Source organism: Cytophaga sp. (genome assembly GCF_051961495.1).
Lineage (GTDB): Bacteria > Bacteroidota > Bacteroidia > Cytophagales > Cytophagaceae > Cytophaga.
Genome location: NZ_JBQCDF010000139.1, coordinates 1 through 19,752, shown reverse-complemented (window position 1 = coordinate 19,752; position 19,752 = coordinate 1). Strand labels below are relative to the sequence as shown.

Annotated in this window: 13 protein-coding genes and 2 tRNA genes; 7 read left to right on the top strand and 8 right to left on the bottom strand. The window is 37.6% G+C overall.

Features of this window, described 5'->3' with window-relative positions:
- Positions 1-95 precede the first annotated feature (95 nt).
- Positions 96-1,049: a BamA/TamA family outer membrane protein gene (locus tag ACTHJT_RS07140; RefSeq protein WP_440237313.1), complete on the top strand. Its 954-nt coding sequence runs from the start codon at positions 96-98 to the stop codon at positions 1,047-1,049.
- A gap of 7 nt (positions 1,050-1,056) precedes the next feature.
- Here the strand turns inward: ACTHJT_RS07140 and ACTHJT_RS07135 are convergent, their stop codons facing one another.
- From ACTHJT_RS07135 to ACTHJT_RS07125, 3 genes are read right to left on the bottom strand one after another with little or no spacing between them, the layout of a single operon-like run.
- Entirely contained in the window at positions 1,057-2,445 is a 1,389-nt protein-coding gene (locus ACTHJT_RS07135) for a TolC family protein (protein WP_440237312.1), read from the bottom strand.
- A gap of 2 nt (positions 2,446-2,447) precedes the next feature.
- A complete protein-coding gene (locus ACTHJT_RS07130; RefSeq protein WP_440237311.1) occupies positions 2,448-5,564 on the bottom strand; it encodes an efflux RND transporter permease subunit in 3,117 nt (1,038 codons plus the stop codon).
- 9 nt (positions 5,565-5,573) lie between these two features.
- Positions 5,574-6,698: an efflux RND transporter periplasmic adaptor subunit gene (locus ACTHJT_RS07125; RefSeq protein WP_440237310.1), complete on the bottom strand. Its 1,125-nt coding sequence runs from the start codon at positions 6,696-6,698 to the stop codon at positions 5,574-5,576.
- Positions 6,699-6,877: 179 nt separating this feature from the next.
- On the opposite strand from ACTHJT_RS07125, the gene ACTHJT_RS07120 reads away from it, so the two are divergent.
- Complete coding sequence (locus ACTHJT_RS07120) at positions 6,878-7,321, top strand: hypothetical protein (protein ID WP_440237309.1); 444 nt, start codon at positions 6,878-6,880, stop codon at positions 7,319-7,321.
- Positions 7,322-7,370: 49 nt separating this feature from the next.
- Positions 7,371-8,195, top strand: coding sequence for an alpha/beta fold hydrolase (locus tag ACTHJT_RS07115; protein WP_440237308.1), 825 nt, complete (start codon positions 7,371-7,373; stop codon positions 8,193-8,195).
- Here the strand turns inward: ACTHJT_RS07115 and ACTHJT_RS07110 are convergent.
- Positions 8,178-8,918, bottom strand: a complete 741-nt coding sequence (locus tag ACTHJT_RS07110) for a tetratricopeptide repeat protein (RefSeq protein WP_440237307.1) — start codon at positions 8,916-8,918, stop codon at positions 8,178-8,180. The two genes, ACTHJT_RS07115 and ACTHJT_RS07110, sit on opposite strands and share 18 nt — an antisense overlap.
- Positions 8,919-8,974: 56 nt before the next feature.
- Between ACTHJT_RS07110 and ACTHJT_RS07105 the strand changes: the two genes are divergently transcribed.
- The 4 genes from ACTHJT_RS07105 to ACTHJT_RS07090 all read left to right on the top strand — a co-directional run bounded on the left by ACTHJT_RS07105 (position 8,975) and on the right by ACTHJT_RS07090 (position 11,897).
- Positions 8,975-9,047 (top strand) — tRNA-Lys (locus ACTHJT_RS07105).
- Positions 9,048-9,143: 96 nt separating this feature from the next.
- Entirely contained in the window at positions 9,144-10,187 is a 1,044-nt protein-coding gene (locus ACTHJT_RS07100) for a family 16 glycosylhydrolase (protein ID WP_440237306.1), read from the top strand.
- Positions 10,188-10,238: 51 nt separating this feature from the next.
- Positions 10,239-10,322 (top strand) — tRNA-Leu (locus tag ACTHJT_RS07095).
- Positions 10,296-11,897, top strand: a complete 1,602-nt coding sequence (locus tag ACTHJT_RS07090; protein WP_440237305.1) for an NFACT RNA binding domain-containing protein — start codon at positions 10,296-10,298, stop codon at positions 11,895-11,897. Before ACTHJT_RS07095 ends, ACTHJT_RS07090 begins: the two co-directional genes overlap by 27 nt.
- A 50-nt stretch (positions 11,898-11,947) precedes the next feature.
- On the opposite strand, the gene ACTHJT_RS07085 is transcribed toward ACTHJT_RS07090, so the two are convergent.
- The 4 genes from ACTHJT_RS07085 to ACTHJT_RS07070 form a co-directional block, all read right to left on the bottom strand.
- Positions 11,948-14,095: a sensor histidine kinase gene (locus ACTHJT_RS07085; protein WP_440237304.1), complete on the bottom strand. Its 2,148-nt coding sequence runs from the start codon at positions 14,093-14,095 to the stop codon at positions 11,948-11,950.
- Between the two features lie 156 nt (positions 14,096-14,251).
- Entirely contained in the window at positions 14,252-16,402 is a 2,151-nt protein-coding gene (locus ACTHJT_RS07080) for a sensor histidine kinase (protein ID WP_440237303.1), read from the bottom strand.
- A gap of 45 nt (positions 16,403-16,447) precedes the next feature.
- A complete protein-coding gene (locus ACTHJT_RS07075; RefSeq protein ID WP_440237302.1) occupies positions 16,448-17,083 on the bottom strand; it encodes a GNAT family N-acetyltransferase in 636 nt (211 codons plus the stop codon).
- A 72-nt stretch (positions 17,084-17,155) separates the two neighbouring features.
- A complete protein-coding gene (locus ACTHJT_RS07070) occupies positions 17,156-19,471 on the bottom strand; it encodes an Rv1355c family protein (protein ID WP_440237301.1) in 2,316 nt (771 codons plus the stop codon).
- Positions 19,472-19,752: the final 281 nt, after the last annotated feature.

Sequence of the window (19,752 nt, the reverse complement as noted above, 5' to 3'; positions counted from 1 at the left end):
GGGTAGCTGAATTTTTTATGGGAAATCCTCAGAATACCCGTATGTATTATTAAAACTTGGCCTTGCAGTATACTACTAATAATCTGTTTATATTAATGCTTAAAACTTCCGGCTATACTCCGCATAATACTTTTTTTATACAGAATGATATCCGTTTGATGATCTATAACCAGCCTACGTTCGGGCTCGGAACAAATTCTCCTGATACAACTTCTATTCTGTATCAGGTAAACATCAATGGAAACAATACGACCGGAAATACAGGTGCACAGCCGATTTCATACAACTACCTGAAATTGCATCAGATCATTTCCAAGACTATTAATCCAAGCAATACGCTTTTCTTTGGGGCCGGTTATCACCTGGATCATCATTATTCCATCGTAGATGATAGTTTAAATGTTGAAGCTAAAAAATATACGAGCCATTACATCTATTCGCGCAGGTATGGTTTTGATACCAGCAAATACACTATGAGCGGCTTGAGCGCCAATTTCGTTGTAGATACGCGCGACAATCTTATCAATCCATATAAAGGCTATTATGCCAATGCCAACATAAGGTTTAATGAAACCTGGTTGGGTAGCACAGCCAAGAGTACCATTTTATGGGTAGAGTTCAGGCATTATTTTTCTCTTTCAGAAAAAAAGAGCCGGCATGTACTGGCCGTATGGGCGTGGGCCAATATGCAGCTCAGCGGGCATGCGCCTTATATGGACTTGCCGGCTATTGGTTATGATTCCAAAGGCCTTTCCGGGCGTGGTTACGCGCAGGGGCGATTCAGGGGAGAGAAGATGGTTTATGGAGAAGTTGAATGGCGTTTTCCTATTTCTAAATGCACTGAGGTATTAGGCGCAAATGTATTTGTGAATCTGACGACAGCTTCAAACAAGGAAAACAATGTAGACTTGTTTGAATATATAAAGCCCGGCATTGGTGCCGGGCTTCGTATAATGCTTGACAAGAAATCCCGCACCAATCTTTGTATGGATTATGGTTTGGGTAAAAAATCAAATGGCTTTTATATGACAGCAGGAGAGGTGTTTTAATAACATCTTACCAGCCTCCGCCAAATGCTTTGTATAGATTTACATATGATTTAAGATAATCTTTCATTAAGGTTGAATAACTTAATTCAGCAGTAAATAGCGTCTGTTCAGAATTCAATACTTCAATGAAGTCTGTATAACCACTGTTGTAGCGTGCTTTAGACAATTCAAGAACCTTTCTCGCAGCTTCCACCTGATTTTTTCTATGTTGCATTTCGTCTTTCATCGTCCGCACATTGGTGAGCTCATTTTCAACTTCAACCAATGCCTGGATATAGTTTTTCTGATATTGAAGTGCCAATTGTTCCATCTTCTTCTTTTCAGATTCAACTCTTCTTTTGTTCTTGCCAAAATTGAAAAGCGGCCCTGTTAAGGTAGTCGATATGTAATTGGTGATAGAGCCTGTTGCAATGGTTTCCGTTACATCAGAACTTACAAACCCGAACAAACCTGTGATCTGGAATGACGGGTAGCGCATGGCAACAGCTACGCCGATTTTTTCATATTGGGCCTGCAGTTGCTTTTCTGAAGCACGGATGTCTGGTCGTTTCGATAACAGATCAGAAGGAAGTCCTTCAGGAATATATGGATTCACTGTTTGGTCCTGAATGGTTTTACCACGCAGAATTGTTTTGGGTGTTTGTCCTAAGAGTATACATAAAGCACGTTCCGTAGCTTTCATTTGTCTTTCCAGCTGATAGATGATGGCTTTTGCATCTTCCAGCTGCTGTTCAGATTGTAGTTTGTCGATTTCAGCAGCATCACCATACGTAAAGCGGTTGTTGATGATGTCAAACATTTTTTGACGGGATTCAACGGTATGCTGAGTGATGGCAATTTTATTGTCCAGGTCAATCAGATTAAAATACATTGTTGCAACATCCGAAACAATTGATAGTTGAATAGACTTGCGTGATTCTTCTGATGCCAGGATCTGGTAGTAAGCCTGATTCTTGCTGTGTCTTATTTTTCCCCAAAGATCAATTTCCCAGGACATGCCTACATTTGTTCTAAAGTAGTCGTAGGTAGTTCCGATAGGTACAGGAGCATTGTCTGATGGGTTGTAGTGCAGGTAGCCCGCACTGTAATCAAACGCAGGGTATAGATCTGCTTTGGCCATACCATACAAAGCTCTTGATTCTTCAATACGTTTGGTGGCAATACGCGCATCGTAGTTTGAATCCAGAGCAACTTTGATTAAGTCTACCAGTGTTGAATCATTAAAGAGTTTAAACCATTCATATGGGTTTGTTGTATCAGAAGGAACAGTTGTAGTAAATGTTTCACTGTATTTCGTTGATGTACTTATATCCGGTTGGTTGTATTTGGGGCCAACCATACAGGATGAATAAAGAAGGATTCCTCCGATAAAAAAGATAATGCGATTCGCCTTCATGATTAGTTACTCTTATTAAATATTTTTTCTATCACTACATACAATGCTGGAATAATAATGATCCCGAAGATGGAAGCAATTAACATGCCGCTGAATACAACCAATCCCATAACTTTTCGTGCTTCGGCACCCGCACCGGATGCGGTAAGTAGCGGGGTAGCACCAAGGATGAACGCGAAAGCGGTCATTAAGATTGGCCTGAATCGCAGCTTCGCAGCTTCGATGGCCGCTTCTATAACTGTCTTTCCTTGTTCTTTCAGCATCTTTGCATACTCAACAATCAGAATCGCATTTTTAGCTGCCAGACCAATAAGCATGATCAGACTGATCTGGGCATAAATGTTATTTACATAACTGCTATCAATCAGATTCATCATCCACAAGCCGCCAAAGGCACCAAGGATTGCTATCGGTACACCAAGCAATACACTGAATGGCAATGTCCAGCTTTCATACTGTGCCGCCAGGATCAGGAACACAAGTAAAATCGCAAACGCGAATACCACGCCTGCTTTACCTTCAGCCTTCTTCTCCTGGTAACTTAAGTTGGTCCATTCCATACTCATGTTGGAGTTCAGCGTTTTTTCGGCAACTTCCTCCACCGCTTTCATTGCCTGTGCAGAGCTCACATTGGGTGCAGGGAGACCTGTAACCTCAGCCGAACGGAACATGTTGAACCTGTTTGTATAAGCAGGACCATATTCTTCTTTAAGCGTTACCAATGTATTTAAAGGGATCATTTCACCTTTATTGGATTTTACAAAAAAGTATGCCAGATCCTTTTCTGCTTTTCTGTAATTCATATCTGCCTGCAGCAATACTTTATATTGTTTCCCGAAACGATTGATGTCGTTTACATACAGCGTACTTAACAAGCCTCCTACAGCCTTGTTAATCTCATCCAGCGATACATCCAGTTTTTTCGCTTTATCTGCATCAACGCTCATTTTGATCTGAGGGATATTCGCCTGATACATTGATGTGACACGGCCAATTTCCGGGCGCTTATTTAACTCTGCCAGGAAGGCTTGCATTTGTTCTGCCAGATATGCCGGTGGGTTACCGCTGCGATCCTGCAACATAAAGCTGAAACCTGCAGAGTTACCAAGCCCCGCGATTGGAGGTGGAGCATAAGCGATACAAGTGGCTTCAGGAATTGTTTGAAGCAATTTGAAATTCGTTTCTTTAATAAGGTCATTCACGTGTCTGCGTTCAGCCCATTCATGCAAGGAAATAAACACTGTTGCGTAATTACTTGCATTGGTATTGGATAACATGGACATACCTACAACAGAAGTTGAATATTGAACGCCTTCCACAGATTCCAGTAATTTTTCAATTTTCTTTGTTACTACATCTGAACGTTCCAGAGAAGAACCATCCGGTAACTGTATGTTGATCAAATAATAGCCTTGGTCTTCACCAGGAACGAAGCCTCCCGGGATGCGCTTGTACACAACATAAATCAATACGCCGATGATCCCTGTAATGATTAAGCTTCTGAATGCCTTACGGGCAAGTAATCCTACAACGCCTACATATTTAGATGTAATGGCATCGAATACTTTATTGAATTTTTCAAAAAACTTATCCAGGATGTTTTTCTTTTTATTCGGATCCTTTGGTTTCAGGATTAAACCTGCCAGCGCCGGACTAAGCGTTAATGCATTGAATGCAGAGAACAGCACAGAAATGGCAATGGTAACGGCAAACTGCTGGTACAAACTTCCCGATATACCCGGTATAAAAGCTACCGGTATGAATACAGCTGTTAAGATTAGAGCAATGGCAATAACCGGCCCTGAGATTTCACTCATAGCTTTGATCGTCGCTTCTTTTGGATTGAGACCGTGCTCCATGTTATGAATTACCGCTTCCACAACAACAATGGCATCATCCACAACAATACCGATGGCAAGTACAAGTCCCAGCAACGAAAGAATATTGATGGTGAAACCTAAGATCGGGAATACGAGGAATGTTGCAAGAAGTGCTACAGGGACCGTCATTAAAGGGATGATGGTAGCACGCCAGTCCTGGAGGAAAATAAATACAACCAGAATTACCAGTACAATTGCTTCAAAAAGTGTATGAACAATTTCATCCACACCTTCCATAATCGGTTTGGTTGTGTCAAGTGTAACTTTAGCATTTACTCCTGGCGGGAAACGTTTCTGCATTTTTTCAATCTGTGCATTGATCTCATCGGCTACTGCCAAGGCATTAGAGCCTGGTACCTGGTAGATCGCGATGATGGCCGAAGCCTTACTGTTCACACGGCCGATGTTGTTGTAATTCTCCAATCCGAATTCAACACGGGCAACATCTTTCAGGCGGATTGTAGAACCATCGTTTTTCGCTTTTACAATGATGTTCTCAAATTGTTCAACAGTCATTAAACGTTCCTGTAGTACAACTGTGTATGAGTAATCAACACCTGCAGCAGCCGGGGCACCGCCGATGGAACCGCCGGCAGAAATGGTGTTCTGTTCTTTCACAGCCTGCATCACTTCATTCACAGACAAACCTAAGCGAGCGATCTGATCCGGTTTCAGCCAGATGCGCATGGCATATTCACTACCACCCATTAAGTTCACCTGTCCTACACCTTTGATTCTTGAAATAGGATCAACAATATTGATGCTGGCATAGTTGGATAGAAAGTAGTTGTCATACAATTCGCCTTCTGCCTGCAGAGAGATAAGTACTAATGGGAATGATAATGATTTTTTTGTAGTAACACCTTCATTCTTTACTTCAACCGGTAAAAAGGCTGTACCCTGAGATACGCGATTTTGCGTAAGCATATTGGCATTATCCAGATTGGTACCCACTTCAAAGGTTACCCGGATGGTCATGGAGCCATCGCTGGCGTTTGTACTCTTCATGTACAACATTTCTTCCACACCATTAACCTTTTGTTCAAGAGGCGTGGCAACAGCCTGCTCAACGGCAACGGCACCGGCACCACGATAAGTCGTGGTGATCTGAATTTCCGGAGGAGTGATTTCCGGGTATTGGCTGATTGGTAAAGAAGTAAGCGCAACAATACCCAATAAGATCATTACAATTGAAATTACAATCGCAACAATTGGTCGATTAACGAAAAACTTTCCCATGCAACTAAATTATTTTACGCTTGTTGAGTCTGTTTTAGCTTGAATAGGATCGACAACGGTATTGATCGTAAGGAAATTGTTTCCTAGTAATGCGATACGTTCCGTACCTTTCAGACCATCGGTAATAACCCAGTTGCCTTCTGTTTTTTCACCGGTTTTTACAATGCGAACCTGTAATTTATTTTTATCATCAATGATGAATACCTGGAAAACGCCCTGGATTTCACGTACAGCGTGCTGCGGTACAGTGATCGCATTTTCAATTTCATTTGTTTGTATACGAACACGTACGTATTGGCCTGGTATCAAAAGCTTATCCGGGTTTTCAAACAAAGCTTCAATGGTCATGCTACCTGTTGTCGGATCAATTCTTCTGTCTTTGAAATTAATTGTACCAAAATATGGATATACAGTACCATTGCTTAATATAAGAGATAGCTTAAATTTTCGCGGTTCACCGGTGGCAGCTTTCTGTCCGGCAAATTTTAAATATTCATTTTCTGTAATGGAGAAACGTACACGAATCATGGAAACATCACTAATGGTATTCAGAATAGAGTTTGCGCCGATAGGAGAAACATAGTCGCCTTCAAGAGCATTGTTAATACCAATAACGCCTGAGATCGGAGCAAGTACATTGCAATAGCTTAGTGAGATCTGCTGACCAGCTTTGACTGCTTCCTGTGCTTTCACTTTAGCACGGGCTGCATTTGCTTTTGCTACAGCTTCGTCCAAATCTCTTTTTGAAACAGCATTTATATCGGCAAGAGGTTTGATACGTTTCAGATCTTCTTCTGCATTCACCAGTTCGGATTTAGCACGTTCCAGCTCACCGTTGGCCTGGTCTACTTTGGCCTGGTATTCGATCGGATCAATGGTGTACAGAAGCTGGTCTTTGCGTACCGGATCACCTTCTTTATAATGAACTTTAAGTACAACACCTTCCACACGCGATGTGATCTGGACGTCCGATTTACCGAATGTTTGTCCTACGTATTCATCAAATACCGGAAGATTGGATTTTGTTGGCGTAACAAATTGTATCTGAATAGGTTTTTTTTCAACCTCTTTATCAGAAGATTTACATGAAAAAAATACAATGAGGGTGGCTGCGACAATTAGTTTTTTAAGCATACAAAATTGTAACTAAAATTTAAATAATACTTTGATGTTCAAATGTATGTAAATAAATGTATATTTATACAAAATTTATTGAATTACAATTTGAAGCATACCCCGGTTTGTCGGGTTACTCAAAAAGTATAATAAATGCATTTCATAATACAACAATTTATTAACCCTAATCAATAACTATGAAGATTTTCTTGATGGCTGTTACATTCTTTGCAGCACAACTTTTCGTTCATGCGCAAGCGCCGGATACAGCAGCAGCAGGCTCTCAGGGTAATTGCTTTGATGAATACAAGGCTATGTTTGCAAAACAAGGTGTATATGAGCTTAAAGATGGCTTGCACACTGCAATTATCACAATCCGTTTGAATGGTGTTTGTACAACCTATGAAGGACAGGTTAGAACTCAAACCGGAAAATTTATCCTTCCTGTTTTTATAAAAAATGAAGACGGTAAATTGGTTCCATTGAGAGATACAGGCAGAAAGCTCAATAAGAATTACGATGCTTACAGAATTCCATTGGAAAATAAAGTAGTAAACGGTTGCTCTCCAACATACATTTCTGATAAAGATGAGCTGGTAGATATCTTCGTTATTGATATATTGAAGCCTGCTACCAAGTAATGATATAAACTATGTGTTCTCAGGATTAAATTTTCGTTAATTTAGTTGAATGGAATTTAGTCCTGAGAACATTATAGATCAAGAGTTTAAGCTTTCCTACAGATATTACAGTGGGGGAGAGCGATTTTTATTTTTGTTTCATGGTTACGGACAATCAGCAGATATTTTTCAAACCTTCATTGAGTCCGTTAAACCTGATTTTACAGTCATTGCTATCGATCTGTTTTTTCACGGATCGAGCGAAGTGATTCAGCAACAGCAAAATTATATTTCCATTGCAGCATGGAATGGATTGTTTGATAAAATTCTTAAAAAACATTCGATCACTTGCTTTTCATTACTGTCCTTCAGCATTGGTTCACGGTTTATTTTCTCTGTGATGCAAATGTTTCAAAAGCAGATTGAACGCATTGTATTAATTGCGCCAGATGGTTTTGGAAATAACTTCTGGTTCCGGCTTTCCACGTCAAACGTTTTGTGCCGGTATATTTTTAAATGTGTGTTGACTCATCCGCCGCTAATACTCTGGCCCGGAAAGCTGCTGCAATTGTTTGGAATGATCAATGCCTACACCTATCGCTTTATTCAGAAAAGTCTGCAATTGAAAAGTGAACGGGAAAGGATTTACAACACCTGGGTCTATTTTAGAAAGTTGAAAATAGCTTCACCTGATTTTGAATATATCATACAACAAGAGTTGATACCACTGTTATTTGTCACGGGAGAATCGGATGAGCTTGTTGCAGGGGCTGAGATTAAAAAAATAAGCAACCGGCTACACGTGCCGCATATAGAGTTGCCATTGGCACATGCCAAGATGATTCAGGCACTTGAGCTGGAGGCAGTGAAGCAGTTTTTAATTGCCGATCGGTAACAGATCGATATCGCGCACGAATAAATATTTGTCCTTCCATACAATTTCATACCAGGCTCCTTCATTTTTAACGATCCGTACACGGTGTCCCGCATCAATGGTTTCGACGGCTGTAGCTCCTGCTGAAGGACCTTCCATCAACGTACAATCGCTTTTGATAATGCCCATGGAAGGAGTAATGTCATAATTATTCAAATAAAAAACACCGCCAAGGATACACAAGAAAATAAGCGGACGAATACCAAGGCCCACTTTATTACGCCTCAGGATAAACAGGTAGATGATGAAGGGGATCCCCAGGGCGCTTAAAGAAAAGATGATGTAATAGTAGTATTCTTTATAAATGGAAATCAGGTACTCCAGATCAGTATAGCTATAGCCGCTTAAATGGTATTTATTGCCCAGATCTTCCATTTTCTGAATCACACGGCTATCCGGATAATAAGAATACATAGTATTTAAATAATATAAGGCCATTACGTAATGATCTGCAGCTTCTTCAATCATTGCCATCCGGGAGAGCATCTGCTGGGAAAAAGCGTTGTTTTCTTCAAAAGCCTTTTTGTACCATAAAAGAGCAGCCTGATAATCCTTTTTTTCGAAGAGGGAATCGCCTTTACTTATATTGGTGTTTTTTAGAGAATTAGCTTGTATGTTGAAAACTAAGCCTAAAAAAAGAGCTGATAATATAAATATTTTATGGGCTTGGCTTGGCTTTTTCATTTAACTCTCGTACTTTTGCACACGCAATTACGGAAAAATAATCCGAAAAGCACAATGATTCTGTAGCTCAGCCGGTAGAGCATAACACTTTTAATGTTAGGGTCCTGGGTTCGAATCCCAGCGGGATCACAGAAATCTAAAGGTTGCATTCTTCAACGAGTGCAACCTTTTTCTTTTTCAGCCTGTTTATCCTTTAAACATTTCAGATTATATCATTTAAGACCTATGCAGCGATTTATTTTACTTGGTATATGTACCTGGCTTTCGTACGCATCGTTTGCGCAGGAAAAGCCTTATTTGGGTGCTGAGATCCGAACCATTGAAACCTTTCAATACGGCAGGTTTGAAGCACGTATGAAGCCTTCTGAAGCAAGCGGTATGATCTATTCATTTTTTACGTTTTATGACGAACCGGATTTTGCTTCTAACTGGAATGAAATTGACGTGGAAGTTTTAGGGCGTTATTCAAACGAAGTACAATTCAATGCCATCACCGGCAATCATCAAATGTTTGAAAAGCGATATGTCTTACCATTTAATCCGCACGAGGATTTTCATAACTACGCATTTACATGGACACCATCATACATTGCGTGGTCGGTGGATGGCGTAGAAGTATACAGGCAAACAGGTGCGCACATTGCCAAAATGAACCGCCCTCAAAAGTTGATGATGAATGTATGGCCAAGTCGTTCGGCCGGCTGGGCCGGCCCGATTGATGCTGCGAAGATTCCGCTGCAGGCGCAATATGATTTTGTAAAATATTATTCTTATCAGTCCAATCCGAAAGATCAGGATACATTTAAATTGAAGTGGACTGATAACTTTGATAAAATCGATTATGGCCGCTGGCAATTAGCTACACATACGTTTGATACCAATGAATGTGTGTTTACGCCTGATAATGCTGTAGTTGAGGAGGGCATATTGAAATTGAAACTTACAAAACCGGTGGATGAAGAGGTTGTTGTCATACCAACGCAATTTATTGAATCAGCCACATGTGTTGCCAATACATCTAAGAAATATGAGATGTATATTCCAGTAAAAGTGAAGTTTTATGCACCCGTCAATCGTATGTATTGTAAACCAGAATTCTTTACAGTAAGTGAAGGTATTGTGAAACATGTTTATCTGGATATGGATCTGATGTATGTAATTCTGTACGTGGATGGGTTGGATATCCGGAAAATTAAAACACAAAAAGTTTTGTATAAGCCAACAGTCCCTGGTTCTGAAAAATTTATACAGGATGTTGCAATTAAATAAATCGTGCATACATCCTGTATAAATTTTTTATATCTTTGAAGTCAATTCATCGCCCACATGGTGAAATTGGTAGACACGCCATCTTGAGGGGGTGGTGCCTTAAGTGGTATGGGAGTTCGAATCTCCCTGTGGGCACAATATCTTCACACCGTGCAAAGCAGTTTTTTTATCCTCCGGTCGCTTGCTGAGCAATTTCAAAAAGATTTGCATCAGGCTGTTTTTACAGAAGCCTTTTCACCGCAGGCAGATGAGCTTTGTCTTGTTTTTCAGAAAGCAGATTATACACCCTTCTATATAAAAGTTTTTTTGAAAGATACTTTTCAATGTGTATTTGCGCCTCAACAGATTTCTAAACCTAAACAAAATGTACATCCGTATTTTACAGATGTATATGGATTGACGGTACATTCGGTATATGCAGGAATGAATGACAGGAGTATTGTAATTGAATTGTCGGATGGATCCTGTATACTTTTCAAAATGTATGCAAACCGGTCAAACGTTTTGTTGTTATCTGATAAAGGTGTTTCAGAAATTGTTAAGAAAAATCACGCCCGGGACTGGGAGTTTTCTTTATCGCTTCTTGATAAGAATATTCAATTCAATGCAGAACAAACGTTTCAGGAAATGCTGAAGCCTATGTATCTTCCGGTAGAGGCACAGTTATTTTTAAAGGAGCGGGTAGAGGGACTATCGGGCAGTGCTTTGGCTGCAAAGATGCAGGGCTTGTACAATAGATTTGCTACCGATGAAGAATATTTTATTCAGCTCAAAGATCAGCAAGTAACCTTTTGTTTATGGAAAACTGAATACACGATCTATTCTTCATTTGATCTGTACGATGCGCTGAATACATTTGTGCAATTTTATTTCCGGTATAATTTATTCCGGGAAAGACAATTAAAGCTCCAGTCTCAGCTGCAAAAGAAAATTGAAGCGGCAGAAAAATATATAAAGAAAACCAGTGAACAATTACTTCTTTTATATGATTTGGTTCCTCCGAACGAAATAGCAGACATCATTATGGCCAATCTACATGACTGGAAAGAAGGAGTGAAAGAGCGGGAGTTGTTTGATTTTTATAGAAACAAAAATGTTGTTGTTCAGTTAAAAGAAAAGCTTTCGCCTCAAAGAATGGCCGAACAATTGTATAAAAAATCTAAAAACAGACATAAGCAGTTCCAGCAACTTGAACGTATTGTTGAAGAACGTAAAGAAAGGATGCGTGCGTATCAATCAGATTTAGACCAATTGAAAACGATTTCTGATTACAAACAATTACAGGTTCTTGAATTAAAATATCAAAAAGAAGAAAAAGCTGTTGAAGAAATTTTTCCGTTTAAGCGATACCTTGTTAAGGGCTTTGAAATCTGGGTAGGAAGAAATGCTGCAAACAACGAATTGCTCACGTTGAAATATGCGCATAAAGACGACTTGTGGCTCCATGCACGTAATGTCCCGGGCTCGCATGTTGTAATAAAATACCAGGCAGGAAAACCGTTTCCACAGGAGGTTATTGAAAAGGCTGCTGCTTTGTCCGCGTACTATTCAACATTAAAAAATGATAGCCTTTGTCCTGTTTCATACACACAGAAAAAATATGTGCGTAAATTAAAAGGAGGGGCTTTAGGTTCCATGAAGATGGAGCGTGAGGAAGTGATTATGGTAGTTCCTCAGGAGCTGCAGGAGGCAGAAGGGAAGCGCAAATAGAGAAAGTAATGTCTGTTTACAGAAACCTAAAGTTATAATATGGTATTGTCTTAATCTTTACTCGTATAATTGATAGGAAGTGAAACAATACATTCAGTTCCTTTATCAGTACCATTCAGCAGGATCTTTCCGTTATGTTCATGGATAATGGAAAGGGCAATAGACATGCCCAAACCGATGTCTTCTCCGGTTTCTTTTGTTTTTGCAAAAGGTTCAAATATTTTATCTTTTTCTTCATCTGTTATGCCTGGACAATTATTCAGGATACTTACATATACGGTATAATTGTCGCAACTTGTTGTAATGTTGATTTGTCCAGCCTTTTTACGAGGTACATGCTCTTCAATTGTATAAAGGACATAGTTTAAAATATTCAGGAAAGCCTGGTTCAGTTTTCCCGGAAAACACTCTATCAGAGGCAGGGGAGAGAATGTTTTTATTACCTGAATTTCTGCTGTGGTAATTTTTTTATTTAGGAGCGTAAGGCTGGAATTGATGCCTTCAGTGATATCTGCTCTTTTAAAATCATTTTCATCTGGTCTGGAATATGTTTTTAATCCTTGTACAATACCCGCGGTTCTTTCGGCCCCATCTTCGATTCCCTTCAGTAGACTACCGATTTCATTTTTCAGGTATGCGTAATCTATTTCATTCCGGAAAGAATTAATTTCTTCTATCTTATTTTGTAAATCATGAACGGGATCAATGGTTTCATATTTCTGAATCAATTCATATATGTCTTCAATGTCTTTTTTTAACGGCTTAACATTCGATACAACAAAATTGATCGGGTTATTTATCTCGTGTACTATACCTGCAGTTAAGTGACCTAATGAAGCCATTTTTTCAGAAGATATAAGCTGTGTTTGTGTCTGCTTAAGGTTTGCTATTGTAACAAACAACTCATCGTTGGTATGTTGTAATTCTTTTGTTCGTTCCTCAACTTGTTTTTCTAAAAGAATATTCTGATTTTTTACAATCAATTCATTCTGGCGTAAAGCTTCGAGTGTCTGGGTTTGTAAATTTTCCTTTTCTTTTTTTAAAATATTTATTCTATCGGCCAGGGCAAATGATAAGAATATAACTTCCAGGCCTGATCCGATCTGCATGGCATGAATAGTGAAAAAATTATAAGGTGCCATGTCAAAATCTTTTGCTATATAGATACATGCGCTGATGAGCAATACAATCCAGGCAATCAGGAAAAATACTGCCGGTCTGTAACCTATAGAAATAATTTTAACGGCAGTACCGATTATAACCAGGCTTAAGACAAATGTGCCAAGCTGTACGATTGAGAAAGCAAATAATTTATTTCCGATGAAATGGAGGATGAATACTGCAATAAACATTATTTCAAACAAAGAGAAACATTTGTTAAGCAGGGGGGTATGTTGTTTTGTTTTCAGAAATACTTTTACAAATTCTATGGCAGATATTGATGCAAGGGTTATAAACAATATAATTGCAAGGTCATTGAAAGCAGGATAATCCGGCCAGATATATTTGAAACTATAGCCAGGCAATGTTACATGGGTAAGGCCCATAAAAATGATGTAACATACATATGCCAGATAACTTGGATCACGAATCGTAAAATAAATAAACAGATTGTAAAAAAACATTACAAACAGGATACCTATATAAATACCGGTTATTATCTCCTGCTGAAGTTCTTCCTTGGCCGCAACATTTGTACTAGCTACATTTACATCAAAAATGATCGGCTTATTGCTGTTGAATTTAAGTACGTAAGTAATAGTATCGCCGGCATTTGCATTCAGGTCAAATGCATAAGAAGCGTAATAATATTTTCTGGATGTAAAAGGTTTTGTTTCTGAACAGGTAGTTTGGGAAATATTTTTTCCGTTAATCCTGTATAAAGTTACTTCATGTAAAAGTGGTTGATTAAATCTTAAAATTAAACTGTCAGAACTGAGATTTGCTAAATGAAACACTGCCCAATAAGTATTGTTACTCAAGCCCAGGTTAGGCGATGGTTGGGTATGAAAAATTTTAGAGGTGTCGTCCAGGACCTGTTTGAGTATATATGAATTTCGGGAATCAATAATGAAGCCTGTATGATTGCCAATTTGTATTTTCTTTGAAAACTGGGTGTATGTGAGTACTGTATCAGCACAGAAGCATTTTGTTATTCCGAAAAATAAGAATAAAAATGCAGCAGATGAATGCTTCATCAAAATAGAAATTAGTGCAGTAAAAGGGGTTTGCTAATTTAAAAAAAATAAAAAAATAATAAATTTATTTATTGAATTTTCTTTAAAGGAAGCGGTTGCCGGAAACCATTGATTAGTTACGGGTAGGTAATAATAGTGTTAATCTATCGGAAATTATTATTGTTTTATATGGTTTATAGGAATTGTAATTATAAATTCGCTGCCAACACCATATTCTGAATTGATATCTATTCTTCCGTTGTGGTCTCTTATAATTGAAAACGTGATTGACAATCCAAGGCCGGTTCCTTTACCCACGGCTTTTGTTGTGAAAAAGGGTTCAAAGATTTTGGCTTTTACTTCTTCAGTCATGCCTGTTCCATTGTCTTTAATGGTTAAATAAACATTAACATCATCTGATGTTGTTGTAATTGTTAGCTTACCTTTATCTGTCCGTTCTTTATTTTCTTTTATTGCAAAAATGGCATTGTTAAAAATATTCATAAAGACCTGGTTCAGTTTGCCCGGGTAACATTCTATTTCAGGGATGTGTTTGAAATTTTTTACTAATTCGATAGATGCTCCTGTGATTTCAGGATTTAAAAGTGTGAGTGTAGAGTTGATACCTTCTGTTATGTTGGTACGCTTTAAATCATTTTCATCCAATCGGGAAAAAACTCTTAAGCCTTTTACGATATCGGCCGTTCTTACGGCCCCGTCTTCAATACCTTTTAATAAATTTTCAATTTCTTCTTTGATATAAGTGTAATCAATTTCTCCTCTGTATTTGTTTATATTTTGGATCTTTGTATCAATATCTTCTTTTTGATTAATTCCTTCATACATTTTTACCAGCTCATAAATGTCTTCAATATCTCTTTTCAGGGGCTTAATATTTGATACCACAAAGTTGATCGGATGATTGATTTCATGCGCAATTCCAGCAGTAAGCTGACCTAAAGATGCCATTTTCTCTGAGTTTACTAATTGCGACTGTGTTTGTTTTAGTTCAGACAAAGCGGTTGATAATTCATTGTTTGTTATTTTCAATTCCTTTGTTCGTTCTTCAACCTTTCTTTCCAAAACAATATTCTGATTTTTAATGATCGATTCATTTTGACGCAACGCATTTAATGCCTGTGCCTGTGATTCATCTTTTTCTTTTTTGAGAATATTGATACGATCAGCCAGAGCTAATGAAAGTAAGATAACTTCAATGGCACTCCCTGCCGGCATCGCATATACGGTGAAATTATTATACGGAAGTACTCCTAGATCTTTCAGTATAAATAAACATACACCTATTAAAAAAGTAAACCACGCGATGGAGAAAAATATTGCAGGCCTGGAACCCTTTCTTGCAATATTAAACCCAACAAATAATGTATATAAAGACACCAGCATGGCATTGATATGAATTAACTGTTGACTTATATTGTAATTTCCTGTTATAGCCAGAATTATACAGATTATATATATAAAGTTGATGATATAAAATCCTTTATATAAAATTTTTGAATGTTCTTTTACCTGTAAAAACACCTTGGCAAATTCAGCGATCGCGATTCCTACAAAAGAAGGTAATAAATACATGGTATGTATTGCCAGCCAGGAGTTGTTAGGCCATAAATATTTAAACGTATAGCCATGAAGGAACGTCTGAGTAAGTCCTACGCACATAATATAAATTATGTAGAATAGGTAACTTTTATCTTTAACAGTGAAGTAAAGGAACATATTGTATAAAAACATCACAATAATGATCCCGAAGTAAATACCAAAAATGGCATCTTTTGTGGAGATGCTTTCGAAAATTTCTTGTGGTGTCCCTATTACAATCGGAAGCATAATTTGCTCACCGCTTTTTATTTTTAAGTAGTAGGTTTGAGTTTCATTTTTATTGATTGTGATATCGTATATATAATTAGGATCATTGTATTTCCTTTCGGAAAAGTTTTTGTATTCCCCCATTTTTTCTATTCGGGCATTACCTTCTTCGAATGAGTAAAATTCAATTTCATCAATAATGGGAAAATCAACTTTTAATAAAAGTTTAGAAACATCGGTTGTGTTTTTTATTGTAATTTTAAACCACTGTGAAGAAGAAGTAACTCCAAGGTTTGGTACTTTCTGGTTCACTTGTACAAAATCCTTACTGTTCAGAATATCCTGAATGGTTAGTGTATTGGTTTTATCCTGCAAACACATAATGCCTTTGTCTATTTCTGCAATACTGGTAGGGTCTGAATATAAAAAAGCATTTTCAGCATTGAGCAGCAATGGCAGGAAAAGAAATGTCAGTAAATTGATAAGGATTTTTTTGTTCATGTTATTTGAGAATATTCAAAAATTATGATTCATTAAATATCTGTTTTATTTTTTTTCTATTAAAAGATTGTATTCAATTTGCAATTCTTCTCTTGTTCCCATTTCTTGTTTTCTTTGTCTGGGAGTATCTTTAAGATCCATAATTTTCATTCTGTCAGAATTTGTTGCATTTGACAATGTATGTAGGTCATTAATAATAACAGCTACGGCAACCAAATCCGATTTCGGATAATAGAAAGTTCCGTGGTTACCTAAAGATGGGATAATCTCGAAACCCTGGTCATTAAATATATTTTGAAATGTTCTTTCCGCACATATGATGAATAAGGTAGATAAGTTTAATTGAATTGCCAAAGCTATTGCAGCTCTTGTTAGTAAGGTGCTGATACCCATACCGGCTACTTCTCTTGCATTCCATAATCCGCATAATTCTCCTGAGCCTTTCTTTCCGTGTTCTGCCACTAATTCGTAAATATGAGGGTCCATTTTTCCGATAGCATCTTCTATAGGCAATGGTTGAGTGCCCCCAACAACATGTATGCGTGCTCCGCCTACAATTTTGCCAGTCTCAACTGATTCAGCAATTATAACAAATGCATTTGGATTTTGAAACCATTCAATATTGGCTGAAGTAATTTCAGTTATGCCGAATATTTCCAAGACTTCTCTATGCCCTTGCATGAACCTCTCACATGTATGGATTTCATCTATTGCACGAAAAGCTTTTATCCGGATACTATACACAATACTTATTTATTTCGTCCATGTAAGAACTGACTCAACTGGCTTTCGCAATGATTTAACCCGGAGTTCAGATGCTACTGATATTTTAAAAAGGAATATTTCTCCCATATTTTCCTTTATAGGAAATATAGTAATAAATTTTTTTCGTAGTTCTTTTACCTCATTGGACATTTTCTCAGTCATGTTTTTTCCGTTTCCATGGAGTAACCTTGCGAATAAAAACAGCGGAGCCAACATAGGGTGTATAGATAAGTTTCTCTTTGTAGCCTCCAGCCAGATCCTCTGTATACATTGACCTCCCAGTAAATAGTTATTTTTATCATAAGAAGGCATCGTCAATAATGCAATCGCTGATGCCGAATCCACCGCTTTACGGGTCATTTTTTCAAAAGCCTTACCGCCTTCCCATATAGTGAGATATTTAATTACATCCGGGTCAGCGGCCATTTTGAATCCAGCTACTTCCGAAGGCCTTAAATCGAATGCTTCAATGTCCAAGCCATCTCTTGTTCTTTCACATTCTTCTTTTGACCATCGTATTTCTTTAGTGAAAAAATCGTGATGTCCTTCAGGATGCATAAACCTTAACCTATCGCATCCGGCGATTACATCTTTTATAGATTCCAGCTCATCATCTGATTCGATAATATGTAAAGTTGCTCCGGGTATTGATTGGGCAATATTTTTTAATGAGTCTATATCTGATTTTCCGACAGCTATCCGCTGTCCGTTGTTTCTGTTGGTACATCTCTTTTCAATATAATTTACTAAATAATCTGTAGATTGTATTTGAGCAGGTGATATTTCTGAAAAGGATAAAGCAGCTACAAGAAGAGGTTTATCAGACAAAGGAAAAGGTTCTTTATGAACGTTTAAGCCTAGCTGATGTGATTTCAATATGAGGTTTTCAAGACAAGCTCCCATGGCAACGTTCGTGCCTACTTCATCATAATCACCAAATGAAATGGTAATGCTTTTATCATGGAACAACAAAAGAAAACCGTCTTTGTAAAACCATCTCCATGGTTGATTATTGCCAATGGAAGGGGCTAAGTTAGCTGCTCCTATTAACTTAAACAGTACTTCTTCGCTTAATAAATAGGTAGCATTTCCTTTTTCTATTCTTAATTCTTTATAAGCATTTTCCATATCTTCCGCGGTGATTGCAGGGAAAGATGGAAATTGTATTTCAGGAGTGATAGCAGGCTCGTTTTTCCTGTCGCCCACCAACTCTTCCATATCAACAATATATCTGCCTGATTCATGATACTGATCCAATATAATCCGTCTGCATATATCGGCGCCGATACCACCGCCAAAAACCACTGAAGAAGCTAACTGGGGCCAGGTAGTAATTGTTTGTTCTATTTCCACCATTGAAGCCTTCATTCTTTTGGATATGGTATCAGTACCTAACATAGGAAGTATATATGGGATTTTTTCCTCGTTGGTCTTTAAATATTTTAATTTTTTATGATCAAGGTGGTCAATTAATCCATGCAAAATGGAACGGTCTGGTTCGAGGTCAAAACGTTCTACATCAATAGTACCTCTGTCGCTGGATTCCATAAATACAGGGATTTTCAGCTCTTTCGCCTTGTATCTGCATAAGATCTTTATATCCAATCCATCGCACTCATCTATAACAAGATCTAGCTTGCCATTCTTAAGAAAAAAATCATCAATATTATCTTCTGTGATGCCATCCGAAAAGAGTGTAACATTCAGATAAGGATCTATTTCTAAAATTTCTCTGGCGACACAAATTGTCTTTTTTACATTTAAATTGAATATGCCGCTCCTTATCCTATTGAGGTTGCTTAGCTCAAGAATGTCATAATCAGCTATCCTTAATTCGCCAAAACTTCTTTCTAAAGCCAGGGTTAAAGCAATGGACTGACCTACTGATAATCCGATTATCCCGATTTTTTGTTTGGACAGTTTTTCTCTTTCTTTTGGCGTGATCTTGTATTGATTTCTATTTGTTCTAACCTCTATAAATTCAGATTCATCCAGGATATGAACCAAACGGTTAGACCATGGGTAATAGACCCAAACACCATATTCTTCCATAGGGACGTCATTCAGGTGCTGGTCTATTAAATAGTCATAATCAGCCTCATTAAGTTTTTGGGTTGGATTTAATAATTTTATAAGCTCTCTTAGTTGCCCGTGTATTTCGTTAAAAATGAACAGATTATTATTACTGTTTAAAAGTTTTTCAAGCTCAGCTTTGTCTTGCTCCAACGTAAGTCTAAAAAGAATTGGCTTATAAGCGGTAAATATCTCTTCGGATTTATTTACATCGGTTAAACGTTTATTCATGATATTATAAAATTATGAGGTATTAATCCAATGAAAAGTTGTACGAAAAAGCTTTGTTAATTTTATAGATTTTGAATTCTAATAAATTATTTATATACTTATAAATATATATAAATAAGTACGTTATCATAAATTATTGTTAAAATCGGATGCTTCTTTTATAAATACACATAGCTATTATGTATATTACTGATTAACCATAAAAATGTTACGTTTTTTAAAAATATAACCTTAGATTGTAACAATAATTATGACATTATTCAATAAGGATTATGGAAGTC

Bases quoted from the DNA above. Each gene is read 5' to 3' on its own strand.
- ACTHJT_RS07140 (WP_440237313.1), top strand. From the start codon at position 96: ATGCTTAAAACTTCCGGCTATACTCCGCATAATACTTTTTTTATACAG.
- ACTHJT_RS07135 (WP_440237312.1), bottom strand. From the start codon at position 2,445: ATGAAGGCGAATCGCATTATCTTTTTTATCGGAGGAATCCTTCTTTAT.
- ACTHJT_RS07130 (WP_440237311.1), bottom strand. From the start codon at position 5,564: ATGGGAAAGTTTTTCGTTAATCGACCAATTGTTGCGATTGTAATTTCA.
- ACTHJT_RS07125 (WP_440237310.1), bottom strand. From the start codon at position 6,698: ATGCTTAAAAAACTAATTGTCGCAGCCACCCTCATTGTATTTTTTTCA.
- ACTHJT_RS07120 (WP_440237309.1), top strand. From the start codon at position 6,878: ATGAAGATTTTCTTGATGGCTGTTACATTCTTTGCAGCACAACTTTTC.
- ACTHJT_RS07115 (WP_440237308.1), top strand. From the start codon at position 7,371: ATGGAATTTAGTCCTGAGAACATTATAGATCAAGAGTTTAAGCTTTCC.
- ACTHJT_RS07110 (WP_440237307.1), bottom strand. From the start codon at position 8,918: ATGAAAAAGCCAAGCCAAGCCCATAAAATATTTATATTATCAGCTCTT.
- ACTHJT_RS07100 (WP_440237306.1), top strand. From the start codon at position 9,144: ATGCAGCGATTTATTTTACTTGGTATATGTACCTGGCTTTCGTACGCA.
- ACTHJT_RS07090 (WP_440237305.1), top strand. From the start codon at position 10,296: ATGGGAGTTCGAATCTCCCTGTGGGCACAATATCTTCACACCGTGCAA.
- ACTHJT_RS07085 (WP_440237304.1), bottom strand. From the start codon at position 14,095: ATGAAGCATTCATCTGCTGCATTTTTATTCTTATTTTTCGGAATAACA.
- ACTHJT_RS07080 (WP_440237303.1), bottom strand. From the start codon at position 16,402: ATGAACAAAAAAATCCTTATCAATTTACTGACATTTCTTTTCCTGCCA.
- ACTHJT_RS07075 (WP_440237302.1), bottom strand. From the start codon at position 17,083: ATGCAAGGGCATAGAGAAGTCTTGGAAATATTCGGCATAACTGAAATT.
- ACTHJT_RS07070 (WP_440237301.1), bottom strand. From the start codon at position 19,471: ATGAATAAACGTTTAACCGATGTAAATAAATCCGAAGAGATATTTACC.